This is a genomic window from Nocardioides pantholopis (assembly GCF_003710085.1).
In the GTDB taxonomy this organism is placed as follows: domain Bacteria; phylum Actinomycetota; class Actinomycetes; order Propionibacteriales; family Nocardioidaceae; genus Nocardioides; species Nocardioides pantholopis.
On record NZ_CP033324.1, the window covers coordinates 1,590,617 to 1,603,671 of the forward strand.

The 13,055-nt window shown below is 73.8% G+C and carries 13 protein-coding genes; 5 read left to right on the forward strand and 8 right to left on the reverse strand.

Going from position 1 to position 13,055, the window contains the following annotated elements; genetic code table 11:
* Positions 1 to 5 precede the first annotated feature (5 nt).
* From EBO35_RS07620 to EBO35_RS07635, 3 genes are all read right to left on the reverse strand, one after another.
* Positions 6 to 581, reverse strand: coding sequence for a carboxymuconolactone decarboxylase family protein (locus tag EBO35_RS07620; protein ID WP_122817184.1), 576 nt, complete (start codon positions 579 to 581; stop codon positions 6 to 8).
* A 192-nt stretch (positions 582 to 773) separates the two neighbouring features.
* Positions 774 to 1,241: a hypothetical protein gene (locus tag EBO35_RS07630; RefSeq protein WP_164477858.1), complete on the reverse strand. Its 468-nt coding sequence runs from the start codon at positions 1,239 to 1,241 to the stop codon at positions 774 to 776.
* Between the two features lie 164 nt (positions 1,242 to 1,405).
* Positions 1,406 to 2,095: an NADPH-dependent F420 reductase gene (locus EBO35_RS07635; RefSeq protein ID WP_122817187.1), complete on the reverse strand. Its 690-nt coding sequence runs from the start codon at positions 2,093 to 2,095 to the stop codon at positions 1,406 to 1,408.
* Between the two features lie 103 nt (positions 2,096 to 2,198).
* Here EBO35_RS07635 and EBO35_RS07640 point away from each other — a divergent pair, with 103 nt between their 5' ends.
* On the forward strand, positions 2,199 to 2,558 hold the full coding sequence (locus EBO35_RS07640) for a TfoX/Sxy family protein (RefSeq protein ID WP_122817188.1): 360 nt from the start codon (positions 2,199 to 2,201) through the stop codon (positions 2,556 to 2,558).
* A gap of 37 nt (positions 2,559 to 2,595) precedes the next feature.
* On the opposite strand, the gene glpK is transcribed toward EBO35_RS07640, so the two are convergent.
* Complete coding sequence (gene glpK, locus EBO35_RS07645) at positions 2,596 to 4,071, reverse strand: glycerol kinase GlpK (RefSeq protein WP_122817189.1); 1,476 nt, start codon at positions 4,069 to 4,071, stop codon at positions 2,596 to 2,598.
* Positions 4,068 to 4,889 (reverse strand): DUF1028 domain-containing protein, encoded by an 822-nt coding sequence (locus EBO35_RS07650; protein ID WP_122817190.1) that lies wholly within the window; start codon positions 4,887 to 4,889, stop codon positions 4,068 to 4,070. The genes glpK and EBO35_RS07650 overlap by 4 nt, the downstream gene beginning before the upstream one ends.
* 72 nt (positions 4,890 to 4,961) lie before the next feature.
* Here EBO35_RS07650 and EBO35_RS07655 point away from each other — a divergent pair, with 72 nt between their 5' ends.
* The 3 genes from EBO35_RS07655 (at position 4,962) to EBO35_RS07665 (ending at position 8,034) form a co-directional block, all read left to right on the forward strand.
* Positions 4,962 to 6,233, forward strand: a complete 1,272-nt coding sequence (locus EBO35_RS07655; RefSeq protein ID WP_241153911.1) for an MFS transporter — start codon at positions 4,962 to 4,964, stop codon at positions 6,231 to 6,233.
* A gap of 30 nt (positions 6,234 to 6,263) precedes the next feature.
* Positions 6,264 to 6,923: a hypothetical protein gene (locus EBO35_RS07660; protein WP_122817191.1), complete on the forward strand. Its 660-nt coding sequence runs from the start codon at positions 6,264 to 6,266 to the stop codon at positions 6,921 to 6,923.
* Positions 6,924 to 7,005: 82 nt separating this feature from the next.
* Entirely contained in the window at positions 7,006 to 8,034 is a 1,029-nt protein-coding gene (locus EBO35_RS07665) for a 6-phosphofructokinase (protein WP_122817192.1), read from the forward strand.
* A gap of 19 nt (positions 8,035 to 8,053) precedes the next feature.
* Here EBO35_RS07665 and EBO35_RS07670 read toward each other — a convergent pair whose 3' ends face one another.
* Genes EBO35_RS07670 through EBO35_RS07680 form a run of 3 tightly spaced genes read right to left on the reverse strand, consistent with a single transcriptional unit; the run spans position 8,054 to position 11,443 of the window.
* Positions 8,054 to 8,785: a hypothetical protein gene (locus EBO35_RS07670; protein ID WP_122817193.1), complete on the reverse strand. Its 732-nt coding sequence runs from the start codon at positions 8,783 to 8,785 to the stop codon at positions 8,054 to 8,056.
* Positions 8,782 to 10,116, reverse strand: a complete 1,335-nt coding sequence (murD, locus tag EBO35_RS07675) for a UDP-N-acetylmuramoyl-L-alanine--D-glutamate ligase (protein WP_122817194.1) — start codon at positions 10,114 to 10,116, stop codon at positions 8,782 to 8,784. Before murD ends, EBO35_RS07670 begins: the two co-directional genes overlap by 4 nt.
* Positions 10,103 to 11,443 carry a hypothetical protein gene (locus EBO35_RS07680; protein WP_122817195.1) on the reverse strand — a complete coding sequence of 447 codons (1,341 nt, stop codon included), beginning with the start codon at positions 11,441 to 11,443 and terminating at the stop codon, positions 10,103 to 10,105. Before EBO35_RS07680 ends, murD begins: the two co-directional genes overlap by 14 nt.
* A 91-nt stretch (positions 11,444 to 11,534) precedes the next feature.
* On the opposite strand from EBO35_RS07680, the gene EBO35_RS07685 reads away from it, so the two are divergent.
* Positions 11,535 to 12,995 carry an APC family permease gene (locus EBO35_RS07685; protein WP_122817196.1) on the forward strand — a complete coding sequence of 487 codons (1,461 nt, stop codon included), beginning with the start codon at positions 11,535 to 11,537 and terminating at the stop codon, positions 12,993 to 12,995.
* The last annotated feature ends 60 nt before the right edge of the window (positions 12,996 to 13,055 follow it).

The window sequence follows — 13,055 nt, forward strand, 5'->3', positions numbered from 1 at the left end:
CGACCCTACGGCGACCGCGGCGCCAGCGGCGCGAGCCCGCAGGCGGCAGCGAAGCCGTCGGACTCGATGCCGAGCGCGACGTTCGGCCGGGTGGTGAAGTTCGCGAACGCGATCACTGCTGTCAGCTCGACCAGCGCAGCGTCGCCGAGCCGGCCCCGCAGCGACGCGACCATCTCATCGGTCACGCTCGGCTGGGTCTCGGTCATCGCCTCGGCGTACGCGAGCACCTCGCGCTCGAGCGGGGAGAACAGGTCCGACTCGCGCCAGCGGGGGATGTCGCGGGCCTTGGTCAGGTCGAGGTCCCTGTTGTGGGCCTGGAAGTAGTTGAAGTCCAGGCACCAGGTGCAGCCGACCTGGGAGGCGACCGCCATATGCGCGTACGACTTCAGCTGCTCGTCGCAGCGATCCCACTTCTGGACCTTGCCGCCGAGGGAGCCCATGTCCATGAGGACCTTCGGGTGGTGCCAGTAGACGCCGATCGAGCTCGGGACCTGGCCCAGGGTCCGTCGGGCGAAGCGCTTGACCAACGAGCCCTTGAACCCGGAGATCTCGGCGGCGGGGATGCGTGTCGTTCCGGTCATGTCGTCCTCCTGTGCGGATCGCTACGACATCAAGACGCCGGCCGGGCCGCATCTGTGACATCTCAGGGGGAGTGGGGCGAGCTCACCTGTCGCGGTAGCGCTCCGTCTGCAGGGCCTCCTGCAACCCCTCGGCGGCCTCGGCCAGGGTCTGCGGCCCCCGCCGGTTGCCGAGCACGACGTCGTGACCTGCGCTCACCGCGAGGCGAGCCGCGCCCCCGTCCACGCCTCGTCCCGGGTCACGTTCTCGATCACGTCGAGCCACTCCGGGACGAGCGAGGACGGGTGGTCGCCGTCGTCGATCTCGGCGACCAACGTGCCGTCCTCGTGCTCGTCGAGCGCGACCCGCAGTCCGTCGCGCTCCACGAGGTGCCGGGTCTTCCTCAGCACCGTCGCGGGCAGGGTGACGAGCAGGGCCCACTCCTCCTCGTCCAGGTAGAGATTGGTGCAGGCCACCGCGGCCGGCCCGTCCGTGAGCCGCACCTTGTGACCGAGCTTCCGCGTCACGGTCCCGTCCCGGTCGCGGACCTCGCGCAGCCGCATCCTCGTTCCCGTGACGTACCGGTCGACGATCTGCGACGTACCGACCACGCCCTCGGGGATGCCGGCCACCCGGTAGCGCCGTTCGCGCTCGACCACTGCGTACTTCAACGAGATCGCCACGAGCCGAGACTAGAACGCCCCGTCGCGACGCCGGCGCCGCTCGTGGCGTCCCATGCCGAGTACGAAGATCGGGCCCGTGTCGTTCCGGTCATGTCGTCCTCCTGTGCGGATCGCTACGACATGAAGACGCCGCCCGGGCGACAGGTGACATCGCCGGGGCGAGGTCACCTGTCGCGGTAGCGCTGCGCCGCCTGCAGGGCCTCTCGCAGCATCTCGGCAGTCGCCGGGCGTGCCGACCAGGTCGGGTACGCGGTGCCCGGCTCGGCGTACGGCTGCACGTAGGCCGCGGTGTCGCGCTGGAACCGCCAGCCCTCCGACAACGGGCCGACGTCGAGGGCGTCGTACCCGATCGAGTCGAGGAACTCGGTCACCCGCCGCTTGGCCTCCTCGTCGTCCCCGGCGATGGGCAGGACCGTGCGGTCGGGGGCGCCGGTGGGCCGGTGCAGCACGGCGAGGTGGTCGACGTAGATGTTGTTGAACGCCTTGACCACGCGCGACTCGGGCAGGTGGGCCTGCAGCAGCTCGCTGGTCGTCGTCGACTCGTCATCGAGCTCGGCGATGTGACCGTCGCGGTCGGGGTAGTAGTTGTTGGTGTCGATGACCACCTTGCCCCGCAGCGGCTCGGCCGGCACGTCGCGGTAGGCGCGCAGGGGAACGGTCACGATGACCAGGTCACCGGCCTCGCCGGCCTCGGTCGGCGTGGCCGCCCGCGCCCGCGGTCCCAGCTCCGCGACGAGCTCGGCGAGCGTGTCCGGACCGCGTCGGTTGCTGAGGACGACGTCGTGGCCCGCATCCACTGCGAGGCGGGCGAGGGTGCTGCCGATGTTTCCACTGCCGATGAGTCCGATGGTCATGTCCGTCTGAACAGCCGCCACGGCGGAAGGATTCCGGCACCGACGACACGGCTTCGAGCGTTACGCTCACCGCGATGCGCCGGATCCGTGGCTGGAGGCCCCGATGACGTACGACGCGACCCTGGCCGCCAGGATCCGCGCCGCCGTCGACGAGGCCGCCGGACCGGCCGGCTATCGCGAGATCGCGATGTTCGGCGGCCTCTGCTGGACCGTCAACACGCACATGGCGGTCGGTGCCGGTGCCGACAACCTGATGGTCCACGTCGGCAAGGACGGCGTCGACGCGGCGCTCGAGGACGGCGCCCGCCCGGCGACGATGGGGGAGCGGACGATGGGTGGCGTCGTCCTGGTCTCGGCGGCGGACGTTCCGGACGCCGACACCCTGGCTGCCTGGGTCGGCCCCGCGGTCGAGCGGGCGCTGGCGAAGCCGCCGAAAAGGCCGAAGAGCTCGCCCGGCGCCTGAGCGCCGGTCCGTCACCGCCGCCGGGGTCCACCCCGGCTCAGAGCTCCGCCCACCCCTTCGTACGCTCCACGGCCGCGAGCCAGCGGCGGTGGTCGGCGTCGGCGTCGGCGCGCGCGGCGGCGGGGGTGAAGGCCCGGTCCAGGCTCCAGGTCTCGCGCAGCTCGTCGGTGGAGTCCCACACCCCGGTGCCGAGGCCGGCGAGGAACGCCGCGCCGAGCGCGGTGGTCTCGATCGTCCGGGGCCGCTCGACCGGCACGCCGATCTGGTCGGCCTGGATCTGGCAGAGCAGGTCGTTGGCGGCGGCCCCGCCGTCGACCCGCAGCGAGGACAGCGCCGCCGGCAGCGTCTCCAGCACGTCGCGGACCTCGAAGGCGATCGCCTCGAGCGTGGCGCGGACCAGGTGTGCGCGGGTGGTGCCGCGGGTGATGCCGACGATCAGCCCGCGCGCGTGCGGGTCCCAGTGCGGGGCGCCCAGGCCGGTGAGCGCGGGCACGAAGACGACGCCCTCCGAGGACGGCACGGTGGCGGCGATGGCCTCGGTCTCGGCGGCGGAGCCGACGATCTGCAGCCCGTCGCGCAGCCACTGCACGGCCGCCCCGGTGACGAAGATCGAGCCCTCCAGGGCGTAGGTCAGCTCGCCGGCGGGGGAGCGCCACGCGGCGGTCGAGAGCAGCCCGGCCTCGGAGCGCTCCAGCGTGGGACCGGTGTTGGTGAGGATGAACGAGCCGGTGCCGTAGGTGCACTTGGAGTCGCCGACGTCGAAGCAGGTCTGGCCGAACAGCGCTGACTGCTGGTCGCCGGCGATCCCGGCGATCGGCAGCTCGAGGTCGAGGAACGAGCGCGGGTCGGTCGTCGCCACCTCGCCCCAGTTCGGCACCAGCTCCGGCAGGGCGTCGCGGGGCACCCCGAACAGCGTGCACAGCTCCTCGGACCAGTCGCCCGCGGCGAGGTCGAACAGCAGCGTGCGCGAGGCGTTGGAGACGTCGGTGACGTGGTGCAGGCCCCGGGTCATCCGGGCGATCAGGTAGGAGTCGACGGTCCCCACGGCGTACCGCCCGGACTCCACGAGACCCCAGGTGCGGGGCTCGTGCTCGGCGAGCCAGGTCAGCTTGGTGCCGGAGAAGTACGGGTCCAGGCGCAGGCCGGTCAGCTCGGTGACGCGCTTCTCGTGGCCCTCCTCGCGCAGCCGCGTGCAGATGTCGGCGGTACGGCGGTCCTGCCACACGATCGCGCGGCGCGGGGAGCCCAGCGTCTCGCGGTCCCACAGCAGCACGGTCTCGCGCTGGTTGGTCAGGCCGACAGCTGTCAGCAGGCTGGCGTCGACCATCGCCAGCACGTCGCGGACCGCCTCCAACGTGGCCTGCCAGATCTCCTCGGGCGCGTGCTCCACCCAGCCGGGCCGGGGGAAGTGCTGGCGGAACTCCTGGGAGGCGGTCGCCTCGACGCTGCCCTCGGGCGTCACCACGACCGCGGTGACGCCGGTGGTGCCGGCGTCGATGGCCAGGACCGTCACGACGCGTCCCCGCGGACGATCGCCAGGACCCGCCGGTCCACCCAGGAGAGGTCCTCGGCGACCCGCATCTCGAGGTTCTCCACGCCCACCCAGGTCCGGAAGTCCGGGTGGCCCGCGGCCCGGGCGTGCTCCTCGAGGGTCCGCTCCAGCTCGGGGGTGACCGGCACCTTCTCCTCCTCGGTCGAGGCGGTGAGGTAGAGGTCGTGCAGCCCGAGCAGCCGCTCCAGCTCCGGGATCGGCGTGGTGTGGTCGTCGACGCGCAGGTCGACCGCGAGGTCGTCGAGGCCGGCGTACCCGGCACCGTCGCGGACCACCAGCAGCGCCGCCGACTGGCGGCCGCGGAAGTCGCCGCCCGCCTCGTCGCCCGCGGCCAGGGCCGCGAGCAGCCGGTGCCCGTGCGGCGCGTCGGGGTCCGAGGCCTCCCAGGCGGCCTGCATCGCCTCGACCACCTCGGGCCCGGTCAGGCAGTTGCCCTGGATGGCGTAGCCCTCGCCGGTGACGCCGCCGGCCCAGTGCACGCACGCGCGCCCGGTGTACGTCGCCGCGCCGCCGTCGGAGTCGACGATGCCGACCTGTCGCTGGTCGGGCTTCTCGTCCTCCCGGACCAGCCGGTCGATGGCCACCGACGCGGTCGCGCCCTCGTCGAGGTGGGCCAGCCCGAGGCCCTTCCAGGCCACATTGGCGTCGGCCTGGGTGGCGATCGCGCCGACCTGCGCCACCGCCGCCGGGACCGCCGACCCGACCGCCAGGAACCGCGAGGCGACCGCCACTCCCCAGGACTCTGCGTCGGCGGACCTGGCCACGATCGAGAACGTCATGGCGGCAGGGTATCCACGCTGCGTCCGTTTCCTGCTTGCCCTCGACCCTGGTCGAGGTTGCAGACTTCGCGGGTGCTCCAGCGTCTCGGGTTCCCCGCCATCGGCCCCCACCGTCGATTCGTCACCGCCACCGCCATCGACGCGATCGGCAGCGGCGTCTTCATGCCGGTCTCGATGCTCTACTTCCTCGCCACCACCGAGCTGTCGCTGGTGCAGGTCGGCGCGGCGCTGTCGCTGGCCTCGCTGATCGCGCTGCCGAGCGGTCCGCTGGTCGGCGGCCTCGTGGACCGGTACGGCGCGAAGCCGGTGCTGCTGGCCAGCAACGGCGTGCAGGGCCTGGGCTTCGCGGCGTACCTGGTCAGCGACTCGTTCTGGGTCGTGACCCTGTGGACGCTGGTGGTCACGGTCGGGCGGACGGCCTTCTGGGGCGCGTTCGCGCCGATCGTCACCGCGATCTCCGCGCCGGGGGAGCGGGAGCGCTGGTTCGGCTTCCTCGGCGCGATGCGCAATGTCGGGTTCGCGGTCGGCGGCCTGGCCGCCGGGGTCGTGGTCTCCCTGGACACCGAGGCGGCGTACGCAGCCGTCGTCGTGCTCAACGCGGTCTCCTACGGCGTGGCGCTGGTGCTGCTGCTCGCGGTGCCCGACGCCGCCCGGCCGGCACCCGCGGACCGGGCCCGGCCCGGGTCCTGGGGCGACGTGCTCCGCGACCGGCCCTACCGGACGCTGCTGACGGTGCAGCTGGCGTACTCGGTGGCGATGATGGTGCTCAACGTCGCGATCCCTGTCTACGCCACGACGGTGCTGGGGCTGCCGGGCTGGGTGACCGGCGCGGTGTTCACTGTCAACACCCTGATGATCGGGCTGGGCCAGGGGCTGGTGGTGACCGCGGCGACCGGCCGGCGCCGCTGGCGGGTGCTGGTCGTGGCGAACCTGGCCTTCGCGGCGTCGTTCCTGGTGCTGCTCGGCGCGAGCGCGCTGGGCGTGGCGGTCGCGACCGCCGTGGTGCTGATCGGCGCGATCGTCTACACCGTCGGGGAGCTGCTCGGCGGCCCGGTGCTCTCGGCGCTGACCGCCGAAGCGGCGCCGGCGCACCTGCGCGGGCGCTACCTGAGCCTGGTGCAGCTGACCTGGAACGTCGCGAGCACGGTGGCGCCGGTCGGCTTCGCGTGGCTGCTGGACCGCGGGCCGGCCCCGATCTGGGCGGTGCTGGCGGTGGTCTCGGTGCTCGCGGCGCTGGTGTCCCTGCGGCTGCCGGCGGTGCTGCCGCTCGCCCGGCTCGGCGTCGGCCAGGACCCGGCGGTGCTGGAGCAGCGGGACAGCGGAGCGGACGCGAAGCTCGGATGAGCGCGGCCCGGCCCCGCTACGGTGTGCGCCGTGCTCAACGACCTGTCCCGGTGGACCCGGCTCACGACGATGCTCCAGACCCTCGGACCCGGTGTGCTGATCGGCGCGCTGGTGGGAATGCGGACGGTGACGGGGGCGGGCCTGGTGCTCCTCCTGGTCGCGGCGCTGAGCCAGCCCGGCTGGCTGCTCTGGAGGACGATCAGCGGGCGCCGACTGGACGGCCGGATCTGGGACGAGGTCAGCACGGGCTCCGAGGAGATCCTGGCCGGCACGGTCCGGACCACCTCCGTGCCGGCCCGGGTGGTCCGGCACCGGGTGCTGCGCCGGCGCCCGCACTTCGGCCTGGCCGGGGGGCGCCGGGAGGGGCCGAGCCTGGCGATGGCGGTGACGGTGGTGGGCCCGGGGTCGGCACGTCGGGTGGGTGTCCTCGCCGCCCCGGTGCCCGCCCTGCAGCGGCGCGACGCCCCGCTCGTCGTGGCGGTGCACCCGGAGCGTCCGGAGGTGGCAGTCCTCGACGACCGGGTCGGCCCCGCCGACGTCGCCGCCTCCGCCCGGGACCCCCGCTGGTCGGGGCCGCTCCCGACCGACGGCAGCGTCGTCGGCGGCTGGTGGCCGGTCGCGGGCCACGCCCTGGCCGGGCTCGTGGCGGGCGCCCTGCTCGGCTTCGCGCTGATGCGCCTGGTCTCCTGAGCGGGCGCGTCAGGGTGGCCGCGCGCCGCCGCCCTGGCTAGGGTCGACGTTGGAACGATCCAAGGTCGACCTAGGAGGATCCATGCGTGTCGGAGTGCTCACCGGAGGCGGGGACTGCCCCGGCCTGAACGCCGTCATCCGCGCCGTCGTGCGCAAGGGCGTGCGCGAGCACGGGTTCGACTTCGTCGGCTACCGCGACGGCTGGCGGGGCCCGCTCGAGGGCCAGACCATGGAGCTCGGCATCGAGCAGTGCCGCGGCATCCTGCCCCGCGGCGGCACCATCCTGGGGTCCTCGCGGACCAACCCGTTCAAGATCGACGGCGGCGTGGAGCGGATCAAGGACAACCTGGCCGGCGACGGCGTCGGGGCGCTGATCGCGATCGGGGGCGAGGACACCCTCGGGGTGGCCACCAAGCTCGCCGACCTCGGCGTGCAGGTGGTCGGCGTACCGAAGACCATCGACAACGACCTGTCCGGCACCGACTTCACCTTCGGCTTCGACACGGCCGTCAACATCGCGGTCGAGGCCATCGACCGGCTGCACACGACCGCCGAGTCCCACCACCGGGCCCTGGTCGTGGAGGTGATGGGCCGGCACGCCGGCTGGATCGCGCTGCACGCCGGCATCGCCGGCGGGGCGAGCGTGGTGCTGATCCCCGAGCAGCCCTTCGACATCGCCGCGGTGTGCGCCCACGTCGAGACCCGCTTCCAGTCCGAGTACGCCCCGATCATCGTGGTCTCCGAGGGTGCGGTCCCGGCCGAGGGCGGGTCGATGACCCTGCAGTCCGGCGCTGTCGACGCCTTCGGCCACGTCCGCCTCGGCGGCATCGGCGACCGGATCGCCAGCGAGATCGAGCACCGCACCGGCAAGGAGGCCCGGGCGGTCGTGCTGGGCCACGTGCAGCGCGGCGGCACCCCGTCGGCGTTCGACCGCTGGCTGGCCACCCGATTCGGGCTCCAGGCCATCGACGCGGTCGCCGAGGGCGACTTCGGCACGATGATGGCGCTGCGCGGCACCCGCATCGACCGGGTTCCGCTGAGCGAGGGCACCGGCGAGCTCAAGCTGGTCAGCCCCGCCGAGTACGCCGAGGCGCAGGTCTTCTTCGGCTGAGGCCCGGGGCGCCGCGGCGTCAGTCCGCCCGGCGCAGCGCGGCCCGCAGCGAGCCGGGGCCGAGGGCGCTGCCCGCGAGGGTCCGGCCGTCCAGCGAGCGCGCCAGCACGACCTCGCCGAGGTCCGAGACAGCGGCCAGGGCGGTCGTGGCGGCGAGCACGTCGGGTGAGATCACCGCGGCCGGCAGCGCGAGGACCGGCCACCCCGGCCACGGCCCGCCCGCGGCGCGCACCCAGGTGCCGTCGGACAGCCGGACCACCGGCGTTCCCGCGGTGCCGGCCCGCACGACACCGGAGCCGTCCAGCCACAGGCCCAGGCCGTGACCGCTGCGGTCCAGCTCGCGCTCGGCCTGGGTGTCGGCGAGCCGCGAGATCGTCGGCAGGCCGGCAGTGGGCGACTCGGGCCAGGGCCACGGCAGGGTCCGCGCGGCAGTGGCACGGTCGGGCTGGAGCGAGACGGTGGTGGCCCGCGTCCAGGGTGCGCCCAGGCCGTGGACCAGGTGCCGCTCCCAGCCGCCGACCACCTCGACCGGGCCGGAGCCGGCCGCCAGGTCGGCCCACGGGACCGGGTCGAACCTGGCGCCGACGACCTGCGCCACCCGACGTGCGCCGGCCTCGGCGTGCGCGAGCGCCTCGGCGCCGGCGGCGATCCGCAGCCGGAAGCCGACGCCGAGGAAGTCGGGCACCAGCCGGTTCCACGCAGCGCCCGAGAGGTCGGTGGGCGTCCCGTCGTGCCAGGTGCGCGCGCTCATCGGAGCAGGGCCCGCAGTGCCGCGGCCCGGTCCCGGTAGTCGGCGTACTCGTCGAAGCTGGGGGCGCCGGGGGAGAAGAGCACGGTGCCGGCGGGCTCCGCCGCCGCGAGCGCGGCGCGCACGGCGTCGCCGAAGGTCGGGTGGGCGAGCACGGTGTGCGGCGTACCGCTCGGGAACCCGGCGGCCAGCCGGGCGCCGGCCGCGCCGCACGCGAAGACCGTGACCGGGGCCTTCCGCTCGGCGAGGTAGGCGAGCAGGGGGCCCAGGTCCAGGCCGCGGTCGGAGCCGCCGAAGAGCAGCGCGACCGGCTCCTCGGCCCAGACCTCCAGGGCCGCGACCACGGCCTCCGGCGCGGTGGCCAGGCTGTCGTCGACCCAGTGCCGCCCGTCCGCGGACGGGACCGGCTGGAGCCGGTGCTCCAGCGGCGCGAAGGTGCGGACGGCGGCCAGGGCGCGGGCCCGGTGGTCGTCGCCGTCCAGCAGCCCGGCGACGTCGACGGCGAGCAGCGCCAGCGCGATGTTCTCGGCGTTGTGCCGGCCGGCGAGGGGCAGCTCGGCCCGGGACACCGTGCCGACGCCGGGCCACACCAGGTCGCCGGCGGCGGAGACGTGGACGTGCTCGGGGTCGGTGAGGTGGACGGTGGTGCGTCCGTCGAGGACCGCCTGCACCCGCTCGCGCAGCGCGGGGTCGGCGCGCGGCAGGACGACGTGCTCGGGGCCGTGGGCGACCAGCCGGAGCTTGTCGGCGGCGTACTGCTCGAAGGAGCCGTGCCAGGGGAGGTGCTCGGCGAACAGCGAGGTGACCACGGCCACCCGCGGGGACACGGTCAGCGACTGGGCCTGGTAGCTCGAGACCTCCAGCGCGACCACGTCCAAGGCGTCCGCGTCGACGGAGAGCGCCGCGGCGCCCACGTTGCCGACGACGGCCGAGCGCAGCCCCGCGGCCACGCACACGTGCGCCACCAGCGAGGCGGTCGTGCTCTTGCCCTTGGTGCCGGTGACCGCGATGGTGCGGGCGGCGTGCTCGCTGAGCCACAGGTCGGTGAGGCTGGTCAGCGCGACGCCGGCCGCGGCCAGCTCGACGTACAGCGGCGAGGTCGCGGGGATGCCCGGGGACTTCACGACCGCCGACGCGGCGCGCAGCGCGGCGAGCGCGTCGTCGCCCACCAGCACCGGCAGGGGAGCCTCGACGGGGGCCTGCGACGGGTCGGCCTCGGGCAGGGCGACGACGGCGTCGAGGCCGCGGCGGGCCAGCTCCCCGGCCACCGCCGAGCCCTCGCGGCCGTAGCCCCACACGACGACCCCGTGGTCGGGGAGGTCAGAGAACCGCACGGGCGGCCTGCTCCAGAACGTCCGAGAGGCAGTGCTCGGGGGAGAAGTCGAACGCGGCCTCCTCCTGGGCGGCCGGGACCACGAGCTCCGCGACGCCCGGGGCGGCCAGGAACGGGTGGTCCTTCCACTCCGGGTGGCGGCGCAGCAGCTCGACGGCCACCTGGCACTCCTCGGGCTCGCCGACGCACTCGAACGGCTTGTGGTGCGGCCCGGTGCCGAGCAGGTCCAGGAAGTCGTCGCGCTGGTCCTCGTCGGCGAGCAGGTCGCGGCCGGCGTAGATCGCCAGCAGCTCGGCGCGCGGCAGGAACGGGGCCAGGGTGAGGAACACGAACCGGCACTTGTCGCAGTGCCCGCACCACTCGGTGCGCTTGGCGGGGTCGAGGTGGAACGAGCGGTTGCAGCTGGTGAACGCCCGGTGGTACGCCGAGTGGCTCGCGAAGCGGCGCATGATCGCCAGCTCCGAGAGCGGCCGCAGGAACGAGACGTAGTCGACGGGGACGTCGGCCAGCCGGTCGCGCAGCAGCCGCTCGAACCCCAGGCCCTTCGACCACTGGTGGTTGATCTCCAGGCCCTGCCAGGTGAGGTTGCCCGCCGAGGAGCTCCGCTCGTTGCTGAACACCACCCGGCCGAAGCCCGCGCGGAGCGCGACCAGGCAGGCGATCAGCGAGTTCACGGCGGTCACCGGCACGTGCCCGTTGAGCGCGCCGGCCTCGTTGAGGGCACGCAGCCCGGGGTCGAGGACCCGGCGGGCGGTGAGCAGCGGCAGCCCGGCGACCTCGGCGGTCCGGGTGATCGGGTCGTAGGTGTTGACCGAGAACAGCGTGACGTCCAGGCCGGCGGCGCGCAGGGCCTCGATGGTGACGATGGAGTCCTTGCCGCCGCCGACCGCGACCAGGGCGCGCCCGAGGTCCGGCTCGTGCCCGGAGCCGGCCAGGTCCCGACCGGACCCGCGGACCTCCGGGCGCAGCGCGTCGGGCACGTCGTTGCGGTAGGCGAACTCGCCGAGCCCGCCGCGGACGACCTCGGCCAGGAACTCCCGCTCGGCCGGGCCGGCGCCGAGCTCGGAGGTGTCGATCGCCGGCGGCACGACTGTCTTGTAGTAGCTGAGCCCCGCGACCAGGGAGAGCAGGCGGGCGACCAGCCGGGCGTCGTCGCCGACGGGCCGCGGGTCGGGGACCTCGGGGAGGACGATCCGCTCGGTGAACCGGTGGCACGCCCCGCCGCCCTCGATCCGGAAGCGCAGCTCGACCTCTCCGCGGTCGGTGAGGAGGGGCTCCTCGGGGACGAGGACGAGGTCCTCGCGGGGTACGTCGAGCAGGTCCGGCACCCCCCCATCCTAGGGAGGCCCCGGGCGGCGCCGGCGACCCGGAGGCCGCGACGGGGTTTGGCCGGGGCGCCCCACCGGGAACCTGCCTCCCATGACCACCTCCGAGCCCGCCGCGTCGACCACGCCGACCGCGGACGAGCACACCCTCAAGCGCACGCTCGGGCCCGGCCTGCTGCTGCTGTTCATCGTCGGCGACATCCTGGGTGCCGGCATCTACGCGGTGACCGGTCAGATGGCGCTGGAGGTCGGCGGCATCGTGTGGCTGCCGTTCCTCGTGGCGTTCGGCGTCGCGACGCTCACCGCGTTCTCCTACCTGGAGCTGGTCACCAAGCACCCGCAGGCGGCCGGCGCCGCGCTGTACACGCACAAGGCGTTCGGCATCCACTTCGTCACGTTCCTGGTGGCGTTCGCGGTGATCTCCTCGGGCATCACCAGCGCCTCGACCGCCGCGAACCTGGTCGGGACCAACCTGCTCGCCGGGCTGGACGGGCTCGGCTGGGACCTGCCGGCGGGGGAGGCCACGATCACCGGCGTCGCGATGGGATTCATGGTGCTGCTGGCCGGGATCAACCTGCGCGGGGTCGGCGAGAGCGTGAAGTTCAACGTCGTGCTCACGATCATCGAGATGACGGCCCTGGTGATCGTGATCGGCATCGGGCTGTACGTGGTCGGCAAGGGCGACGCCGACCTGGGCCGGATCGTGGTCTTCGAGTCCGGCGGCGACCGAGGCCTGTTCCTGGCCGTCACGGTCGCCACCGCGATCGCGTTCTTCGCGATGATCGGCTTCGAGGACTCGGTGAACATGGTCGAGGAGACCAAGGACCCGGAGAAGGTCTTCCCGCGGATCATGTTCACCGGCCTCGGGATCGCCGTCGTCTTCTACGTCCTGGTGGCGATCTCGGTGATCGCGGTGATCCCGACCGGCGAGGTGCAGCGGGTCGCCCAGGGTGAGGGCAAGGTGCTCCTGGAGGTCGTCACCATCGGCGCCCCGGGACTCCCCGTGGACAAGATCTTCCCGTTCCTGACCGTCTTCGCGGTCGCCAACACGGCGCTGATCAACATGCTGATGGCCAGCCGGCTCCTCTACGGCCTGGCCCGCCAGGACGTGCTGCCGCGCAGCCTCGGCTCGGTGCTGCCGCGGCGGCGCACTCCGTGGGCGAGCATCGGCTTCTCGACGCTGCTCGCGCTGTGCCTGATCGTCGCTGTCACGTTCCTGTCCGGGACCACTGTCATCGACGCGCTGTCCGGCACCACCTCGCTGCTGCTGCTGTGCGTGTTCGCGGTCGTCAACGTCTCCTGCCTGGTGCTGCGCCGCGAGTCGGCGCCGGAGCAGGCCTTCCGCGCCCCCACCTGGGTCCCGGTCGCCGGCGCCCTGACCTGCCTGTTCCTCGTCGGCCCGTGGGCGCGCGACCGCGACGACTGGGTGCAGTACCAGATCGCCGCCGGGCTGCTCGTGCTCGGCATCGTGCTGTGGCTGCTCACCTGGCTGACGAACCGTGGGGTGCGGGCCAAGAAGACCGGCTTCCGCGACATCGACCACCTGGGGGAGTGAGCGCGCCCGGCGGCTTCCGCCACGGTGGCCGAGCCGTGGACGCCGAATCGGGGCGGCCCC